At 48.1% G+C, this 16,150-nt stretch carries 22 protein-coding genes; 13 read left to right on the forward strand and 9 right to left on the reverse strand.

What is annotated here, in order from left to right; all coding sequences use genetic code 11:
- Positions 1-12 precede the first annotated feature (12 nt).
- Both ACINLD_RS07485 and ACINLD_RS07490 read right to left on the reverse strand, forming a co-directional pair.
- Positions 13-1,176 (reverse strand): TIGR00375 family protein, encoded by a 1,164-nt coding sequence (locus tag ACINLD_RS07485; protein ID WP_026587710.1) that lies wholly within the window; start codon positions 1,174-1,176, stop codon positions 13-15.
- Positions 1,173-1,730 (reverse strand): NUDIX hydrolase, encoded by a 558-nt coding sequence (locus ACINLD_RS07490; RefSeq protein ID WP_142246147.1) that lies wholly within the window; start codon positions 1,728-1,730, stop codon positions 1,173-1,175. Before ACINLD_RS07490 ends, ACINLD_RS07485 begins: the two co-directional genes overlap by 4 nt.
- Positions 1,731-1,807: 77 nt before the next feature.
- Between ACINLD_RS07490 and mciZ the strand changes: the two genes are divergently transcribed.
- The 4 genes from mciZ to ACINLD_RS07510 all read left to right on the forward strand — a co-directional run bounded on the left by mciZ (position 1,808) and on the right by ACINLD_RS07510 (position 3,949).
- Complete coding sequence (gene mciZ, locus ACINLD_RS07495; RefSeq protein ID WP_026587712.1) at positions 1,808-1,930, forward strand: Z-ring formation inhibitor MciZ; 123 nt, start codon at positions 1,808-1,810, stop codon at positions 1,928-1,930.
- 79 nt (positions 1,931-2,009) lie between these two features.
- On the forward strand, positions 2,010-2,618 hold the full coding sequence (locus tag ACINLD_RS07500) for a TetR/AcrR family transcriptional regulator (protein WP_142246108.1): 609 nt from the start codon (positions 2,010-2,012) through the stop codon (positions 2,616-2,618).
- 7 nt (positions 2,619-2,625) lie between these two features.
- Positions 2,626-2,970, forward strand: a complete 345-nt coding sequence (locus ACINLD_RS07505) for a DoxX family protein (RefSeq protein ID WP_026587714.1) — start codon at positions 2,626-2,628, stop codon at positions 2,968-2,970.
- 58 nt (positions 2,971-3,028) lie between these two features.
- Positions 3,029-3,949 (forward strand): aldo/keto reductase, encoded by a 921-nt coding sequence (locus ACINLD_RS07510; RefSeq protein WP_077736548.1) that lies wholly within the window; start codon positions 3,029-3,031, stop codon positions 3,947-3,949.
- A 40-nt stretch (positions 3,950-3,989) separates the two neighbouring features.
- On the opposite strand, the gene ACINLD_RS07515 is transcribed toward ACINLD_RS07510, so the two are convergent.
- On the reverse strand, positions 3,990-4,220 hold the full coding sequence (locus ACINLD_RS07515) for a YqkE family protein (RefSeq protein WP_026587716.1): 231 nt from the start codon (positions 4,218-4,220) through the stop codon (positions 3,990-3,992).
- Positions 4,221-4,378: 158 nt separating this feature from the next.
- Between ACINLD_RS07515 and ACINLD_RS07520 the strand changes: the two genes are divergently transcribed.
- On the forward strand, positions 4,379-5,308 hold the full coding sequence (locus ACINLD_RS07520; RefSeq protein WP_026587717.1) for an alpha/beta hydrolase: 930 nt from the start codon (positions 4,379-4,381) through the stop codon (positions 5,306-5,308).
- Between the two features lie 21 nt (positions 5,309-5,329).
- Here ACINLD_RS07520 and ACINLD_RS07525 read toward each other — a convergent pair whose 3' ends face one another.
- Both ACINLD_RS07525 and ACINLD_RS07530 read right to left on the reverse strand, forming a co-directional pair.
- Positions 5,330-5,569 carry a YqkC family protein gene (locus ACINLD_RS07525; protein ID WP_026587718.1) on the reverse strand — a complete coding sequence of 80 codons (240 nt, stop codon included), beginning with the start codon at positions 5,567-5,569 and terminating at the stop codon, positions 5,330-5,332.
- Between the two features lie 13 nt (positions 5,570-5,582).
- A complete protein-coding gene (locus tag ACINLD_RS07530; protein ID WP_026587719.1) occupies positions 5,583-5,906 on the reverse strand; it encodes an iron-sulfur cluster biosynthesis family protein in 324 nt (107 codons plus the stop codon).
- Positions 5,907-6,017: 111 nt separating this feature from the next.
- On the opposite strand from ACINLD_RS07530, the gene ACINLD_RS07535 reads away from it, so the two are divergent.
- A complete protein-coding gene (locus tag ACINLD_RS07535; protein WP_026587720.1) occupies positions 6,018-6,215 on the forward strand; it encodes a CDGSH iron-sulfur domain-containing protein in 198 nt (65 codons plus the stop codon).
- 17 nt (positions 6,216-6,232) lie between these two features.
- On the opposite strand, the gene ACINLD_RS07540 is transcribed toward ACINLD_RS07535, so the two are convergent.
- The 3 genes from ACINLD_RS07540 to ACINLD_RS07550 are packed head-to-tail and all read right to left on the reverse strand — an operon-like array spanning position 6,233 to position 8,036.
- The gene (locus tag ACINLD_RS07540; RefSeq protein WP_077736547.1) at positions 6,233-7,201 is read right to left on the reverse strand and encodes a GNAT family N-acetyltransferase; all 969 of its coding nucleotides are present in this window, start codon (positions 7,199-7,201) and stop codon (positions 6,233-6,235) included.
- On the reverse strand, positions 7,198-7,554 hold the full coding sequence (locus ACINLD_RS07545; protein ID WP_026587722.1) for an antibiotic biosynthesis monooxygenase family protein: 357 nt from the start codon (positions 7,552-7,554) through the stop codon (positions 7,198-7,200). The genes ACINLD_RS07540 and ACINLD_RS07545 overlap by 4 nt, the downstream gene beginning before the upstream one ends.
- A gap of 11 nt (positions 7,555-7,565) precedes the next feature.
- Positions 7,566-8,036, reverse strand: a complete 471-nt coding sequence (locus ACINLD_RS07550) for a GNAT family N-acetyltransferase (protein ID WP_026587723.1) — start codon at positions 8,034-8,036, stop codon at positions 7,566-7,568.
- Positions 8,037-8,505: 469 nt separating this feature from the next.
- Here ACINLD_RS07550 and ACINLD_RS07555 point away from each other — a divergent pair, with 469 nt between their 5' ends.
- Positions 8,506-9,141: an esterase/lipase family protein gene (locus tag ACINLD_RS07555; protein WP_026587724.1), complete on the forward strand. Its 636-nt coding sequence runs from the start codon at positions 8,506-8,508 to the stop codon at positions 9,139-9,141.
- Positions 9,142-9,328: 187 nt separating this feature from the next.
- On the opposite strand, the gene ACINLD_RS07560 is transcribed toward ACINLD_RS07555, so the two are convergent.
- On the reverse strand, positions 9,329-9,541 hold the full coding sequence (locus ACINLD_RS07560) for a hypothetical protein (RefSeq protein WP_026587725.1): 213 nt from the start codon (positions 9,539-9,541) through the stop codon (positions 9,329-9,331).
- A gap of 283 nt (positions 9,542-9,824) precedes the next feature.
- Here ACINLD_RS07560 and nikA point away from each other — a divergent pair, with 283 nt between their 5' ends.
- Genes nikA through ACINLD_RS07590 form a run of 6 tightly spaced genes read left to right on the forward strand, consistent with a single transcriptional unit; the run spans position 9,825 to position 16,120 of the window.
- Positions 9,825-11,366, forward strand: a complete 1,542-nt coding sequence (nikA, locus tag ACINLD_RS07565) for a nickel ABC transporter substrate-binding protein (RefSeq protein ID WP_026587726.1) — start codon at positions 9,825-9,827, stop codon at positions 11,364-11,366.
- Positions 11,363-12,304: a nickel ABC transporter permease gene (nikB, locus tag ACINLD_RS07570; RefSeq protein WP_026587727.1), complete on the forward strand. Its 942-nt coding sequence runs from the start codon at positions 11,363-11,365 to the stop codon at positions 12,302-12,304. The genes nikA and nikB overlap by 4 nt, the downstream gene beginning before the upstream one ends.
- Positions 12,301-13,137 carry a nickel transporter permease gene (gene nikC / locus ACINLD_RS07575; protein WP_077736546.1) on the forward strand — a complete coding sequence of 279 codons (837 nt, stop codon included), beginning with the start codon at positions 12,301-12,303 and terminating at the stop codon, positions 13,135-13,137. Before nikB ends, nikC begins: the two co-directional genes overlap by 4 nt.
- A 1-nt stretch (position 13,138) precedes the next feature.
- Complete coding sequence (locus ACINLD_RS07580) at positions 13,139-13,981, forward strand: ABC transporter ATP-binding protein (RefSeq protein ID WP_026587729.1); 843 nt, start codon at positions 13,139-13,141, stop codon at positions 13,979-13,981.
- On the forward strand, positions 13,978-14,763 hold the full coding sequence (locus ACINLD_RS07585) for an ABC transporter ATP-binding protein (RefSeq protein WP_026587730.1): 786 nt from the start codon (positions 13,978-13,980) through the stop codon (positions 14,761-14,763). The genes ACINLD_RS07580 and ACINLD_RS07585 overlap by 4 nt, the downstream gene beginning before the upstream one ends.
- A gap of 16 nt (positions 14,764-14,779) precedes the next feature.
- A complete protein-coding gene (locus ACINLD_RS07590) occupies positions 14,780-16,120 on the forward strand; it encodes an MATE family efflux transporter (RefSeq protein WP_077736545.1) in 1,341 nt (446 codons plus the stop codon).
- Positions 16,121-16,150: the final 30 nt, after the last annotated feature.

The raw sequence follows: 16,150 nt of genomic DNA on the forward strand, positions 1-16,150 counted from the left end.
TAAGTCTCCTTTTTACATTTGTACTTTTCCGTAGGTCCCTCCGCCTCCCGCTTTTAGCTCAAGCTCACCTTTTCTCGCTTTGATCACAAGCTCGGCCGTTTGCGGACGGAGCATGCCGAAAAGGTCGCTTTCCTCGGCGTAATGAAGAATATTCATTTCCGTTCCGAAGGCCTCTTTCAGCTTCTGAATCGTTTTCGGGCCGACGCCGGGGAGGAGCTGAAGCGGCACCTGGTGCACATAAGGCGGACGCTTGACCGGGCTTGTATGTTGATCGTACAGCTCTTTTAAGCGGGTGCTGACCCCTTTTGTAAACTTTGTGCTGCCGCATGCTGCGCATTCCGTTTCGCCGGCTTCTTTTAGGCGGCTGCATTTCTCACAGGCAGTCTGATAATACTTGCCAAGCTGCGGATTCATTCCGTAGTTAGCCGCGATGCGCCGCCCTTCCTCATTCTTCAAAGCAAGCGAAAATTCTTTAAAGCTCGCCTGCTTCAGCAGCAGCTTATTGTATTCCCTGCCGATTTTTGCGAGAGAATGGGCGTCGGAATTGGTCAAAAAAGCATACCGGTTCAGTTCAGACACATGCGAGGCCATTTCTGTGTCACTGCTCAGTCCGAGTTCGACCGCATCGATCAGCCGCTCATCAAAGACCTCTTTCAGGGAGTACCTGACTCCTTTTCCGTACAGGCTCTTATGCGGCGTGAAAATATGAGCGGGAATAAACAGACCGCCCAGTTCTTTGACCTTCTCCTGAAGGCGGACGCCTGTCTCATAGATGCGCTGTGAGCTGAGATGAATGTTTGTGACCCTTTCGGAGAGCCAGTCGGAAAACTGCTTCATCCTCTCGATCGTCGGCATGAACGCCAAGACGTGAATCGGCCCGCGGCATCTGCCATCATAGATTTCCAATTCAGATCCGCATAACAGCACAGTCTCTTTATATTTGATTCCGCCGTCTTCAAGCTCGGCATAGCGTCCGGACGCCACTCCTTTTTCGATTTCGGCCAGCACCTCAGGCGAATGGCAGTCGATAATGCCGATCAACCCCATTCCTTTATGTTCGCTTGCTTCAATTAAAATCTCGTCAAGCATGAGCGAGCGGGCCGCCGTTATTTTCACCGGCCTTCCTGATTCGGTCTGCCCGATATGGATATGCATGTCCGCAAAGATTTCTTTCATTTTTTTGCTTGCAAGGCTCTCTTAAGCTCAAGATACTGGATGGCATAAGCTGTCTTCGCATCGTAGATGTCCTGGCTTTCCATCATCTTCAGCGCCCCGTCAAGCGGCACCTCCATTACTTCAACAAATTCGTCTTCATCAAGTTCGCGCTTTTCTTCCAGAGGTGTCAGCCCTTCCGCCAAGTACAGATGCACCAGTTCGTCGGCAAACCCCGGAGATGTATAGAAAGCGGTGATTTTTTTGAGCACGGACGCCGTATACCCCGTTTCTTCTTCAAGCTCCCGCATTGCGGTATATTCAGGCCTCTCCCCTTTTTCGAGCTTGCCTGCCGGAATTTCGACAATCGTCCGTTCAAGCGCTTTTCTGTACTGTTTGACGAGGATGATGTTGTCTTCATCGGTCAGTGCCAAGACGGCCACAGCACCGGGATGTTTGACGATTTCGCGCTTGCCTGTTTTGCCGTTCGGCAGTTCGACATCTTCCAGATACAGATCAATTACCTTGCCTGAAAAAAGCTTTTCTTTTGATATTGTTTTCTCCTCTAAGCGTTTCAGTTTGATCATCTCCTAAGTTCTGTTGCTGCTGTTTATCCCATACATTTTATCATACACCACGAAAAGGGGGACGCGCCATGAAGATCTACCGTTTAGCCGACAGAATCGTGATGTCGGGAAAAGCGTGGGAGATCCGCGCCAAGCTGAAAGAATACGGGCGGATGTATGAATATGTGAGAGAATGGATTTCAGATCAATAATTGACAACCTATGATGCGATATGAAATAATACTCGTCAGTAACATTACTGACGAGTATTATTATGTGAGGCGATTCAATGTGGAAAATGAAAAAGGACGAAAAGGAAAGGAAAGCAGACAGCGATTGCTTAAAGTGGCGGCAAATGAATTTGCCAGCCGGGGATTTCACGACACAAAGGTGAGTACAATCGTCAAAAAAGCCGGACTGACCCAGCCCTCCTTCTATCTTTATTTTCAAAGCAAAGATGCCATCTTCAAAGAGTTAATCACCGATTTTCATACGAGTTTAAAAAAGCAGATCGAGTCCTTTCGCTTAGAAAGTGGAATCGAACGAAAAGATGTTGCAAAACGGGTGTTGTCTGCTGTAGAAACCGTTTTTATGTTTCTGGCTGAAGACCCGGATTTAACCCGCATCGGCTTTTTTCTCAATCCGGAAGCCAAACAAATCAAAAGGGATTTGACGGTGGCGCTGAAAGAAAACTTAGAAGCTGAACAGCGGCTCGGCTATTTTCGCTCCGGGTTGGATATGGAAACCGTTGCGGAATGCCTGATCGGGATAATCGAACACCTGACAGACTTATACTTGCTTACAGGAACAAAAGATCCGGCGGGTCTGGCGGCACACACAGTCGACCTTTTCATACACGGCATGCTGCCGTCTCCTGAACAGCCAGCGGAAACGGAGTGAATCTCAGATGGTATTGCTTTTTTTAAAAATCGGTTTGGCGGCGTTTATGTTGACTGGAGGCGTCATCAAGGTTTTACACGTTCCATTCCAAGTGGAACATTGGCGCCATTATCAATACCCGTTATGGTTTCTTTCAATGACAGGGGGTCTTGAAATCGTTGGGGCGCTCGGCATGGCATGGGGAGTGTGGAATCCGTATTCGGCTCTTTCTTCAGGGGTGTTGTTCTCCATTCTCATGATCGGAGCCATCCATGCTCACATATTCCGGGCCCGCCAATCTTTTTTAATGGCCATTCCCGCGGCAGTCTGTTTCATTTGCTCTCTGGCCATCGTGATAATGGAGCTGATTTAGTTGAAAACTTCGCTTCTTTGTATTACGTTCAAAGTAGCAGAAAAGGAGAGTGAAGCATATGGAAAAACGAACGCTTGGACGATCTGAATTAAAGGTGAGTGAAGTCGGCCTCGGCTGTATGTCCCTCGGAACAGACAAACAGCGTGCACGGTCCATCTTGGATGAAGCATTGGAGCTTGGCATCAATTATGTCGATACTGCCGATCTGTACGACTTTGGATTAAATGAAGAAATGGTCGGTGATGCAATCAAGGCGAGGCGCCATGACGTCATCCTCGCCACCAAAGCGGGAAACCGCTGGGAGGAAGGAAAACCGGGCTGGTTTTGGGACCCGAGCAAAGCGTACATAAAAGAAGCTGTCAAACGGAGCTTGAAGCGCCTGCAAACGGATTACATCGATCTCTATCAGCTTCATGGCGGAACGATTGAAGACAATATCGACGAAACGATCGAAGCGTTTGAAGAATTAAAGCAGGAAGGCGTCATCCGCTATTACGGAATTTCTTCGATCCGTCCGAATGTCATCAAAGAATACGTCAAAAAATCGAATATCATCACTGTTATGATGCAGTACAGCTTGCTCGACCGCCGGCCTGAGGAATGGCTGTCCTTCCTGGAAGAACACGGAATCAGCGTCATCGCAAGAGGACCGCTTGCAAAAGGTCTCCTCACCGAAAGACCTATTTCCCAGGCAAACGCCAATATCAAGAAAAGCGGTTATTTATCTTATTCTTATGGCGAGCTGATCAAGACAAAAGCTGATATTGAGAAAACGGCGCCGGATCTGACCGCAACCGAAACCGCCATGAAATACGTTCTCGCCCAGCCTGCTGTTGGCGCGGTCATCCCGGGGGCAAGCAAAATCCCGCAGCTTCGGGAAAACGTCAAATCTGTCGGCGGACGCCGTCTGACAGACCAGGAAATCAAAGCGCTGCGCTTTTATACGAAGCGCGGCGTGTATACCGCCCACCGCGGCTAGAAAACATGACAAAGCACCGTCTCACACAGACGGTGCTTTGTTATTTATACTGTCTCCAGTCGAGCCCGCTTTCATTGAGCAGTTCTTCAAAGGTTTTATTTTTTTCCTTTTCTTTTCTCTGTTTGATGAGACGCTCTTTCTCGCGCTCTTTTCTTTTTTCGTCTTCTTCTTTTAATTCGTTTTTCATTTGCTGAAGCTGCTGTTTTAGATCGTCGGCGAGCGCATCTTTCAGCTGCTGTTCATGTCGCGGCTCCTGTTTTTTCTTTGCCATGCGATTCCCTCCTCCTCCTTCGTTTGTGATGATAGTTTATCAGGAGCAGCCCATTTTCCACAAGCGGAAGGTCGTGAGGTTTTTTTACATATTTTCACGTTTTGATATGCTAAGATAGACTGCAGAAGCTTTATTTTACAGAAAGGAAGAAACAGCTGATGTACATTTTGTTTGCCGTGCTTGGGGCGGCGCTCCTGCTTCTCTTCACACTGGGCATCTATTTTACGAACCAAATCATGTATATTAAAACACGGACAAATCAATTCATTCTCGAACGGGAAACGGCGGACGGCCATTATGCGGAGGAAGAGTTTGAGGCCCTGCCCAAGGAAAGCATCACCCTGCGCTCTATTTACGGCTATGATATTAAAGGATACTATGTCCACCCCAACAAGACGAAAAACACCGTCATCATCTGCCACGGGGTCACCATGAATTTGCTGAATTCTATTAAATATATGAATTTGTTTTTGGAGCTCGGCTGGAATGCCGTCATCTATGACCATCGCAGACACGGGATGAGCGGCGGAAAAACGACAAGCTACGGCTACTATGAAAAACATGACTTGAAAACGGTGGTCGACTGGCTGAGAAAACGGAACGGGAATGATGCGCTCATCGGCATCCATGGCGAATCAATGGGCGCCGTGACGACGCTACTATATGCCGGCATGGCCGATGACGCTGCCGATTTTTATATCGCCGACTGCCCGTTCGCTACTTTTGAAGAGCAGCTGATCTACCGTCTGAAGGAGGATTTCCGCCTGCCCGGCACGCCGATTCTCCCGCTTGCCAACCTTTTTTTGAAATGGCGGGACGGCTACCGGATCCGCGATGTTGCGCCTCTTTCGGTCATCGATCAAATTCATAAGCCGGTGCTGTTCATCCACAGCAAAGATGACGACTACATCCCGGCGGAATCAAGCGAGACGCTCTACGAGAAAAAAACCGGGGAGAAACAGCTGTACATCGCCGAAAAAGGAGCGCACGCGATGAGCTACACGCAAAACCGGAACAGCTACAAAAAAGCGGTTCGGGAATTTCTCCAGAACGTCACAGGCATGAACAAAGAAAGCGAACGGGCATAAAGACCCATTCGCTTTTTTGCATTACAGGATATCTGTAATGTCTTTCATATTCTCGCCGATCCAGGCAATGGCCGACTCAATCGTATCGAATTCCTTTGTTTCAAAGGTCATTTCATCCTGAAGGAGCCAAACATCCTTTTGGACGGATTCTGTTCCGCCGATTGACCAATGGAGAAGGCTGTATGGATGATTTTGATGTAAAAACGATACCCATGTTTTGTTTTGAGCGGTTTGTTTTAACGATTTCACCTTTTGATTCAAAAAAAACGCCACCCTATTTCACTAAAATACTCATTCTCGGAGAAAGCACCTGGGCCGGACTTTTCAGCATCAGCGCCCCCGCTTTCTCATAATAGTCGATCGTCATCGCTTCATCAAAAAAGACTTTTTGCGATGATTGGATATAAACGGGAATCCCGTTTGTTTTTAACGGCTCACATGTTCCCGACAACTCGTCTGTCAGCCAAAGGACGGGAACGCCGCTGACCGCGCATCCGCAGCCTTCTGAATCATAGCGGAGCTGGATTTTTTTATCCGGGTAGGCCGCTTTCGCTTGTTGAATGGCTTGTTTGGCCTGTTCGGTGATTTCAAGCTGCATCATATCATATCCTTTTGTTTTATTTTACCGACATTGTACCACATGATCAGGCCAAAGCGCATGGTTTCCGGGCTTCAGACATACATATGGAAGAGGATCGGAGGTGGAGAGATGTCAAAAAAAGCGCAGATTAAAGTGATGGATCACGGCGGATTCAGAGTGACGGGAGAAGTTGAACTGATCGACATGGAAGGAAATCCATTTCCTAAAAAAGCGGCTTTTTCCCTGTGCAGATGTGGAAAATCGCTGAAAATGCCATATTGTGACGGAAGCCATAAAGGCACGTTCGACTCTTGTGTCAGAGCCTGAAGCCGGAAGGGGCGTCACTAGTCCCTTTCGGCTTTGCCCCACCCTTTAGCCAGACGCTCCGTCTCTTTGATCCAGCCGGCTTTGCCGTTGACATAGCAATTGATTTGCCGCGGAAACCTCTTCGCCAGCCTTTTTTTCAATTCTGCGTACTCTTCCGCCCGCTCCGGATGGGCGATTAAATAATCCCTAAACAATAGATGCCGCCTGATATCAGGATGCCCGCTTTCATAAATGTGCACGTGGTGTGTCCGGTTTCGCCCGCCTTTTTGAAAATATCTTCTTCCTGGAATACCGTTTTCACCTTTCGCTTCATAGCCGAGCAATTCCATCCCTTTTTCAAAGCGGGCGCAAGATCCGATATCCTTCACTTCGAGCAAAATATCAATGACCGGTTTGGCGCTCATGCCCGGAATCGACGTGCTGCCGATATGATGGGTGTGAACAATTTCATCACGGTAAAGCGCTTCAAGCTGTCGCTTTTCTTTGATAAATTCATGCTTCCACTCTTTGTGGTAAGGCACGACTTCAACCTTTCTCGGCGCATGCAGAAAAAACTTTGAAAGAACAACCCCTTTTTCAGGCTCAAACTGCTCCATCTCAGTAAACCCCAGCTTTTGATACAGCGCTTTTGCCGGTTCATTGCGCGCTCCTGTGGTCACCTCGAACACCTCTGCTTCATCTTCCATCAGGACATAGTGAAGCAGCGCCAAGGCGATCCCTTTTCGAACATGAGCTGGATGAACGGCCAGCCTGCAAATGACAAGCTTTCCAGCCGCTAATGTGTATGAAGCTATTCCTGTCAAGACTCCGCCTTCAAACGAGCCGATAAATGTTTCATCTGTGTTGCTGATGTCAGAGACCGTTTCATACAGCTGCGGAATCCCGTCAAATTGAATGATCTCCGCTTCTTTTTGATAGGCCGGGATTTGAACATTTAAAATGAAGCGGGCGGTATCAGGATCTTTTTGATTGAGCAATTGAATCATCGCGATTCCTCTCTATCGACACCCTCAGCTTCCGAAAAACGTGCGCTTTCCACCTTCGCTACGCGCACCGCAAAGTCAGCATACCATTCTTTTCGTCCCCTTTCCTTCGCGTGCAAGTGTTCTGTGTGATACTTCCAGCCGTCAATGGCTTCAAGGCTTTCCCAATAGGAAACCGTTATCCCGTTGCCGTTTTTGTCCTTCACACTTTCCGCTCCCAAGAAACCGGGCTGGGCTTCGGCGAGCTTTACCATGTGTGCGGCCGTCTTTTCGTAGCCGTTATCCCCATCTGTTCTGACGGATGTGAAAATCACCGCGTAATACGGCGGCTCAGGTGTTTTTGAAATCATGTTCATCCTCCTTTTGTTCACAGCTCTTTTACAAACAGAACACGATCTTGATTCGGTCCGTCATAATTTGAAAACACATGGATGCCGTCCGATATTTTATCTCCTTTTTCGATTGAAAATCCCATTTTCCGGTGATAAGCGATGGACACTTTGTTGACAGGCGAAGTGATGCAACGGACTGTCTTGCACTCCGCCTCCTTCGCTTTCCGGTAAAAGGCTTCATAAAGTTTTTTGCCGACTTGGATTTTTCTGTAATCCGGATGAACACCGACAAAATGAATATACGATTCTTCCGGATTAGTCTGTGATAAAAAGCCGATCAGAAAGCCGATCAAATCTCCGCCTTTCTCAGCTATAAAACTCGTATGTTGAAAATGGTCGAAAAATAATCTCGGCAGTTTATCCTGCATGTTCCTTCCGCCCCACCAATCGTTAATGACCGGTGCAACCTTTTCATAATCTGCAGCTTCGGCATGGCGAATCAGCACTGTTCAACTCCCCCTTGTCACCTGAATGTTTCACTCGGACTTCTACCGGTACTCGTTCCTTGTTGCCTCCGCAATCAGCTTGTCATGATAATCGGCATCCCTTTTGCCGCGGGTGGAAAGGATTGCGAGCACAATCGGGTCACCTTGCACCCTTGCGGATCACCCCTTTATCAATAGATATTATGTTCTATTATAACGTTTTTTTCTTCCGCTCCGCCATTTTAATACGTCAGCAGATTAATAGGATAAAGCTCTTAGTTCTTATTCAACAGAACAAACATTTCCGCTCCCCTCTGGGAAAGCTCCTCTCTCCTTGTCCTAAAGAGGTCAGCAGGAAGCGGCGGGAAAGTAGTGTTTCATATACTGCTCTTTTTTCGGGTGGAAAAATAGATAGATGTACACTTCTTTGTCATATGTTCGTTTTATAGAATTGTCGTTGTGAATTTACTATTATTGAGGAGGAGAGACAATGCGTCGTCATTCATTTTTATCCATTCTATTGATTTGCATGCTGTCTGTTGTTTCCGTATTTTCGCTAAGGACTCCAACAGCTTCCGCCGCTTCCCACAATCCCGTTGTCATGGTTCACGGCATCGGCGGAGCCGATTATAATTTCATCGGCATCAAATCGTATTTGCAATCTAACGGGTGGTCAAGCAATCAGCTTTATGCCGTCAACTTTTTCGATAAAACCGGAAACAACCTCAACAACGGGCCGAAACTATCTGAATACGTCAAACAGGTCTTAAATAAGACGGGAGCGGAGAAAGTCGACATCGTCGCCCACAGTATGGGCGGGGCCAACACCCTCTATTACATTAAAAACCTGGACGGCGGAGATAAAATAGAAAATGTCGTCACGATCGGAGGAGCGAACCGGTTGGTCACAAACAAAGCGCTGCCGGGAACCGATCCTGATCAAAAGATTTTGTACACATCCATTTACAGCACGAGCGATCTCATCGTCTTAAACAGCCTTTCTAAATTGGAAGGGGCCAAAAATATCCAGATCTCGGGCGTAAGCCATGTCGGTCTGCTGTTCAGCAGCAAAGTGAACGCCCTCATCAAAGAGGGTCTGACAGGCGGAGGCCAAAATACCAATTAATGTGAAAAACCTTGGAGAGACAAGCCTCTTCAAGGTTTCACTTTTAGAAAGCACCATGTACGGTTTAAACTTTTCATCCGCGCAAAGCCCCTCTCTTTTTGTCCACCTGACGTGAAATAAAAAGGACTCTAAATAAACGCACCCTGTGATCGTTCATTCAGTGTCCGCGGAAGCCCACCGGTATGTTTTATTCTACAATGATTTCAAAGACTCTTTGTTCAAGGTTGTATTTAGCATCCTGGAAGGAAAATTTATAATCATCCGTTTCAGCATCAGGTGAAAGCCAAGCTCCGTATTTTCTGATTGTCTGGACGATATCTTCAATTTCAGCGGGAGTGAATTCTCCGATGTCCGTGCCTTCATTTTCGGCAGTATGGCGTATTTTAACTGTAATCCGCATCACTATGGCTCCTTTCACTTGCTGTTTCAACATCTTATTAACAGCATATTTTTTTTCTCTGAAAATCGTGCCATTAACTCTTTCGTTTCACATTATTCGGGCTTTCTTTTTTACAGACCTTTTTTTAGGGAAAAGCCGGCCTGTCCGACGATAAAATTGTGATCATGCAGAAGCCCCGCTAAAATCCAAATTGCCGGGGCAAAAATTCCTGTTTACAAAGGAGAAAATATCCCCTATGATAATGAAGATAAATCGTAACTATTACTTTTTGGAGGTGTAACATATGAATTACATAGCAAAGCGCTTCATCATGCCGATTGTTTCCCTTTTCCTGCTCGCTTCCTGCTCTCTCGGAGGCGCTGATTCAACCGCTGAAAACCAGGAAGGTGATGCGAAGAAACTCACCTTTCTTTTCAATATTCCTAGTCAAACCCTTGATCCGAATTTGGATGTCAATTATACCGCCGTCCGTGCAGGTGTCAGCGAAACGCTTGTCAAAATCAGTTCCGAGTTAACCATCGAGCCGTGGCTGGCAAAGGATTGGAAAAGCAAAGACGGGCAGACGTGGATTTTCACTCTTAAAGGCAATCTGACGTTTCAAAACGGCAAAAAAGCGGATGCAAATGCGGTAAAAGCGTCTTTGGAACGAACGATACGCGACAGCGAAGCCATGAAGAACGCTTTAAAGATCAAAGACATGAAAGCGGATGGACAAACATTGACCATTACAACGCAAGAGCCTTTTCCCGAATTCCCTTCAGAATTGGTTCATCCGAATACATCGATCATCGACGTCAGTGCGGGCGATATCGCTCAAAAACCGGTCGGAACAGGGCCTTTCCAAGTTTCCTCCTTTGAGGCCGGCCATAAGATTGAACTTGAACGATATGACGATTATTGGGACGGAAAACCAAAGCTGAAGCACGTCACATTCGCGTTTAATGAAGACGCAAACGCCCGCGTCATGGCTCTTCAGTCAAAAGATGCCGACATTATTTACAGGCCGAGTATTGAGAATATTGAACATATTCAAAAGGATTCATCAATTATTGTTGATTCGGTGCCGAGCCTGCGTGTTCACCAGATTCTCTACAATACAAAGAAGGAGGAGCTCGCCGATCGTCACCTGCGCCGAGCCTTTGATGCATTATTGGACCGCAAAGAAATCGCAGAAAGCATTTTAAACGGACATGCCCAGCCTGCGGACGGCCCTTTTTTGGCCGACTTCCCGTTTGCCTCTGGCAAGGTTCAGAAGCCAAGCGGACTGAAAGCTGCAAAAGCGGAACTGAAAAAAGCGGGCTACCAGCTTGAAAACGGCAAAGCCGTGAAGGATGGAAAAGCCTTATCTTTTACACTGCTAACCTATCAGTCTCGTCCGGAATTGCCTTTAATCGCGCAAATACTTGAGTCAAATGCGAAGGAACTGGGTATTTCGATTAAGATTCAGCAGGTGGAAAATATCGACGAGTATTTGGCGAAAAACAAGGATTGGGATTTGGCGACATACAGCTCGATGACCGCGCCTAGAGGCGACGCCGGCTATTTGCTGAACACCGCCTATATACCGAATGGCGCTTTAAACTACAGCGGGATCGAAAATCAAACCTTGATCAAATGGATTGAGGAATTCAACCGTACCATTGAGGAACAAAAGCGGAACCGCCTCGCCAAAAAAGCGGCTGAATTGATCGAGAAGGAGACGCTGAACTCTTTCCTCGTCACTCCGCAAAACATCACAGCCTATCAAAAGGATGTATTAAACTGGAAAACCAGCCAAAGTGAATATTATATGCTGACGAAGGATTTGGATGTGAAAACGAAATGAAGCAGATTGCCAAGCGGCTGTTTGAACTGATCCTGTTCTTATTCATGCTTTCATTTATCAGCTTTGTCTTTATGAAAGCAGCTCCCGGCGATCCGGTGAAACAGATGCTTCGCGTGGATGACGTGGCAGTGACAAATGAGCAGATAGAGGAATTCAGAGAAGAACTCGGATTGAACAAACCGGTCTATATTCAATATTGGAACTGGTTTAAGCGTTTTTTCCAATTTGATTTAGGACATTCCTATACGACCCGCCAGCCCGTCATCGACGAGCTCGGCCAAAAGTTCCCGGCGACATTGCTTTTGACCGGTACATCTCTTCTCATCATGCTGCTGATTTCCGTGCCGGTCGGAACGCTTTCCGCTTTATACCGGGATCGATGGGTCGATCATCTCGGCCGCTTGCTCGCTTTAGTCGGAGCCGCACTCCCCAGCTTTTGGCTCGGATTGATTTTGATTGATCTTTTTTCAGTGAGGCTGAATTGGCTGCCGTCGATGGGGGCCGGAACGTTCAAACATCTGATTCTCCCCTCTCTCACGCTTGGAATCGCAATGTCGGGCGTTTATGTCCGGCTTGTGCGGTCAAGCTTAATTGAAAGCCTTGGACAGGATTTCATCAGGTCGGCAAGGGCACGCGGCATCAGTGAAGCGAGAATTTTCTTCTTTCATGCGTTTCGCCACTGCCTGATCCCTGTGATTACGATATTCGGGACGAGCCTTGGCAGCCTGCTCGGCGGAACGGTGATTATTGAAGTCCTTTTCGCCTTTCCCGGCGTCGGCAAGCTTGTCGTTGATGCCATCATTCAGCGCGATTACCCGATCATCCAGGGCTATATTCTTTTCATGGGAATCACAGTCGTTCTGATCAATCTTTTGGTTGACCTCTCCTATCGGTACCTCAATCCGGAAATTCGCTTAAAGGAGGCTGGACGCCGATGAGAAAAAACGTCAAACACGTATTCCGCTCAAAAACAAGACTGCCAGAACTTATACTGCTGCTGTTTTTTGCCGCACTGTTTACAGCCCCCTTCTTTTTGCCGTTCGATCCGCTCCGCACCGATATGGCAAACCGGCTCCAGCCGATCAGTATTCAGCATTGGCTCGGGACCGATCATTTGGGAAGGGACTTATTTTCCCGGATGGTCGCCGGTGCGAAAGCGACGGTCGGCACCGCCTTGGCCGCGATTCTGATCTCCGTTTTCATAGGTGTTCCCGCCGGACTCGCCTCCGGCTTTTTCGGCGGACGGCTGGACCGGATTATTATGAGAATCGTTGACGCTGTTATGGCATTTCCCGAGTATATTGTCGCGATTGTCTTAAGCGGTTTGCTTGGCCCGGGCCTGATGAACTTAATATTGGCCGTCGTCGCTGTCAAATGGGTCGGCTATGCGAGGCTGGTCCGCAGCACGGTTTTTGCGGAAAAACAAAAAGACTATATCGCTTTGGCCGAGCTCACGGGCTTACGGTCCGGAGCGATTTTAAAAAAACACCTGCTGCCCCACGTTCTCGGGAATGTTTCTGTGCTTGCCACCCTTGACATTGGAAAAACGGTGTTAATGATTGCCGCCCTGTCCTATATCGGACTGGGTGCCCAGCCTCCATACCCGGAATGGGGCGCCATGCTGAACGACGGAAAAAACTACTTTTTGCATGCGCCACAGCTCATGATGATCCCCGGCTTTGCGATCATGCTCATCGTCCTCTTGTCAAACCTGTACGGCGATCGCTTAAGAGACCGGTTTGATGTCAAAAACAACAAAGGAGTTTCTTAATATGCCGATTTTATCCATTGAGAGCTTATCGATCAGCTCTCGGCAGCAAACCATTGTCAAAAACGTTTCTTTTTCGATTGGCGAAGGGGAATGGCTCGCGCTGCTCGGGGAAAGCGGCAGCGGAAAAAGCCTGACCGCGTCAGCCATCACCGGGCTGCTTCCGGACGGATTAACGGCGTCCGGCGGAGATGTGCGATTCATGGGGCATCATATGCTTCAGGCCGGCCGCAAAGCGCTCCAGCGCATGCGCGGAAAAGAGATCGCCTGCATTTTTCAGGATTCTCACGGGGCATTCACCCCTTTTATAAGAGTCGGAAGACAAATTGATGAAATGGTCAAAACACATACGAATTGGCCGAAGAAAAAGCGAAAAGAAGCGATTCTCCGCTCTTTTCAAGATGTCTCTCTTCCGGAAAACAGAGTATATGAAAGCTACCCGTTTCAATTGAGCGGCGGACAGCTGCAAAGGGCTGCGATCGCTCAAGCGATGGTGCTCCGGCCGAAGCTTTTAATCGCCGACGAACCGACGACGGCTTTGGACAGCATCACGGCGGCGGACGTTTTAAAGCAGTTGGCCGTACTGCGCGATAAAACAAACTGTGCGATCCTTTTTATCACCCATGACTTGAGGCTTGTCAAAAAATATGCCGACAAGGCGGCCGTCATGCAAAACGGGGAAATTGTTGAAACCGGCTTAACCGCCGACTTCATCAACCATCCAAAACACGAATACACGAAGCGTCTATTCGCGGCCGTTCCGCCGCTTGAAAACCCTCCGCTCAGGCTGATGGCACAGCCTGCAGAAAAGAAAACGGCGCTTTCGGGAACAGGAGGTGCTTCATGACCCATCCAGAGGAGACCATCCTTCGTGTCAGCAATCTGACAAAACATTATGCTTGCGGCCACAAAGCGGTTGACAGCGTATCATTTTCCATTCGAAAGGGTGAATGTCTCGGGCTTGCCGGTGAAAGCGGCAGCGGGAAAAGCACCCTCGCCCGCTGCCTCCTGCTGCTGGAACAAATCGATCAGGGAGAGATTTGGCTTCATCAACATCGCTTGAGGAGCATAAACAAAAAAGAAGTACGCAGACAGCGCCGGAAGCTTCAGGCTGTTTTCCAACATCCAGCCGCATCATTAAATCCAAAGCTGAACATCATCGATTCATTAATGGAGCCGTTGGATGTTTCCAAACAAGACATACCGCCATTTTTAGAGGATTGCAGAGGCAGCCGCCGGCTGGCCGCTGAACGGCTGTTTTCCATGGTCGGTCTAAAGCCGCCCCTTCTTGACCGCTATCCCCATGAATTAAGCGGTGGACAGCTGCAGCGGGTTATGATCGCCAGAGCCATCAGCACCCAGCCTTCTTTCATCATCTTTGATGAGCCTACGGCAAGCCTTGATGTCACGAGTCAGGCGAAAATCCTGAACCTTCTCAAAGATTTGCAGGACGAGATGGGGCTTTCCTATTTGTTTATTTCCCATGATCTTGCGGCTGTCCACTTCATGAGCCATCGCATCATGGTGATGAAAGACGGGCAGATTGCCGATCAATTTGCAAAAGAAGAGCTGTTTTCCACAGGAAGGCACCCTTATACAAAAAAGCTGCTTCAGGTGTTTCAATCTTAAGGGGGGTTACAAAAAAATGAATCACAGGCATTATCTTGCGGTGGCCGTTCCGCTGATCATTTCAACGATCACCACTCCGCTGCTCGGAGCGGTTGATACGGCGGTGGCCGGACAGCTTTCTTCCCCTGCTTACATCGGCGGCGTTGCGGTTGGAACGATGATCTTTAATACGATGTATTGGCTCCTTGGTTTTTTAAGGGTGAGCACATCGGGATTCGCCGCTCAGTCGCTCGGCGCCCAAAACAGGTCGGAGAGCGTGCTGGCTCTCGCCCGGCCCGTTTGCATTGCGTTTTTTGCCGGACTGATGTTCATCCTTTTGCAAAAACCCCTTGAATATACGGCGCTGATCATGATCCAGCCGGATCAGCACACGGCGGAATTTGCCTCGCAATATTTTTCGCTCAGGATTTGGGGAGCTCCTTTTGCTTTAATGAGCTATTGCATTCTCGGCTGGCTGATGGGAATGTCCCTCATCAAAGTGACATTGCTTCTGCAAGTGTCGATGAATATCTTAAATATCGCCCTTGATATCGTCTTTGTTTATGTCTTTCATATGGAAGTGAACGGCATCGCGGCAGCCACCCTGATTTCAGAATTGACGGGCTGCCTGATCGGCTGCTGGCTTGTGAAAAGAAATGCCGCCATCTCGTTTAAACTTCCGCCTGTCAAGCTGTTGTTCGACCCAAAACCGTTTAAAAAAATGATGATCGTCAACCGTGATTTATTAATCAGAACATTGTGCCTGCTGACGGTTTTCAATTTATTTACGGCTAAAGGGGCTGATTTCGGAGCTGAAATTTTGGCCGCAAATGCGATCTTGATCCAAATTCATTACATGATGGCTTACGTTTTTGACGGGTTCGCCAATGCATCAAGCATTTTTACAGGCAAAGCTGTCGGGAGAATGGATCGGGAGCTCTATGCCCGCACGCTTTCCCTTTCGACCCAGTGGGCGCTTATCTCTGCAGTGCTGCTTTCGGCCGGCTATTTTCTCTTGAAAGATGCAATCATTCCTTTATTTACACCGCTTGAAAGCGTCCTGGAAGCGGCGAAAACATATGATGTTTGGATTGTTCTCTTTCCTTTGGCCGCAAGTTTTGGACTGATTTTTTACGGGATCTTCATCGGAGCCACTGAAATCGGCCCGGTTAGAAATTCGATTGCTTTGGCCGCTCTTGTCTTTTTAGCCGCCTTTTTCACCGCTGTGCCCGTTTTCGGAAACCATGGGCTGTGGCTCGCCTTTCTTTTATTCAGCTTCGGCCGTTCCTTATTTTTATGCATGGCTGTGCCTGGACTGACCAGACGGATTTTCGGAAAACGGGAGCTGCATGAGATGAAGGCTGAAGCCGAATCATAAAGAACCCGGCTCGGGAGCCCGAGCCGGGTT

Source organism: Bacillus sp. z60-11, from assembly GCF_046464135.1.
GTDB classification, from domain to species: domain Bacteria; phylum Bacillota; class Bacilli; order Bacillales; family Bacillaceae; genus Bacillus; species Bacillus sonorensis_A.

Excerpts from the sequence above, each read along its gene's own strand:
- ACINLD_RS07535 (WP_026587720.1), top strand. The coding sequence starts at position 6,018 with ATGTCAAAAAAAGCGCAGATTAAAGTGATGGATCACGGCGGATTCAGA.
- ACINLD_RS07485 (WP_026587710.1), bottom strand. The coding sequence starts at position 1,176 with ATGAAAGAAATCTTTGCGGACATGCATATCCATATCGGGCAGACCGAA.
- ACINLD_RS07530 (WP_026587719.1), bottom strand. The coding sequence starts at position 5,906 with ATGCAGCTTGAAATCACCGAACAGGCCAAACAAGCCATTCAACAAGCG.
- nikA (WP_026587726.1), top strand. The coding sequence starts at position 9,825 with ATGAATTACATAGCAAAGCGCTTCATCATGCCGATTGTTTCCCTTTTC.
- ACINLD_RS07520 (WP_026587717.1), top strand. The coding sequence starts at position 4,379 with ATGTACATTTTGTTTGCCGTGCTTGGGGCGGCGCTCCTGCTTCTCTTC.
- nikC (WP_077736546.1), top strand. The coding sequence starts at position 12,301 with ATGAGAAAAAACGTCAAACACGTATTCCGCTCAAAAACAAGACTGCCA.
- ACINLD_RS07545 (WP_026587722.1), bottom strand. The coding sequence starts at position 7,554 with ATGAACATGATTTCAAAAACACCTGAGCCGCCGTATTACGCGGTGATT.
- ACINLD_RS07540 (WP_077736547.1), bottom strand. The coding sequence starts at position 7,201 with ATGATTCAATTGCTCAATCAAAAAGATCCTGATACCGCCCGCTTCATT.
- ACINLD_RS07560 (WP_026587725.1), bottom strand. The coding sequence starts at position 9,541 with ATGCGGATTACAGTTAAAATACGCCATACTGCCGAAAATGAAGGCACG.
- mciZ (WP_026587712.1), top strand. The coding sequence starts at position 1,808 with ATGAAGATCTACCGTTTAGCCGACAGAATCGTGATGTCGGGAAAAGCG.
- ACINLD_RS07505 (WP_026587714.1), top strand. The coding sequence starts at position 2,626 with ATGGTATTGCTTTTTTTAAAAATCGGTTTGGCGGCGTTTATGTTGACT.
- ACINLD_RS07590 (WP_077736545.1), top strand. The coding sequence starts at position 14,780 with ATGAATCACAGGCATTATCTTGCGGTGGCCGTTCCGCTGATCATTTCA.
- ACINLD_RS07580 (WP_026587729.1), top strand. The coding sequence starts at position 13,139 with ATGCCGATTTTATCCATTGAGAGCTTATCGATCAGCTCTCGGCAGCAA.
- ACINLD_RS07555 (WP_026587724.1), top strand. The coding sequence starts at position 8,506 with ATGCGTCGTCATTCATTTTTATCCATTCTATTGATTTGCATGCTGTCT.
- nikB (WP_026587727.1), top strand. The coding sequence starts at position 11,363 with ATGAAGCAGATTGCCAAGCGGCTGTTTGAACTGATCCTGTTCTTATTC.
- ACINLD_RS07515 (WP_026587716.1), bottom strand. The coding sequence starts at position 4,220 with ATGGCAAAGAAAAAACAGGAGCCGCGACATGAACAGCAGCTGAAAGAT.
- ACINLD_RS07510 (WP_077736548.1), top strand. The coding sequence starts at position 3,029 with ATGGAAAAACGAACGCTTGGACGATCTGAATTAAAGGTGAGTGAAGTC.
- ACINLD_RS07585 (WP_026587730.1), top strand. The coding sequence starts at position 13,978 with ATGACCCATCCAGAGGAGACCATCCTTCGTGTCAGCAATCTGACAAAA.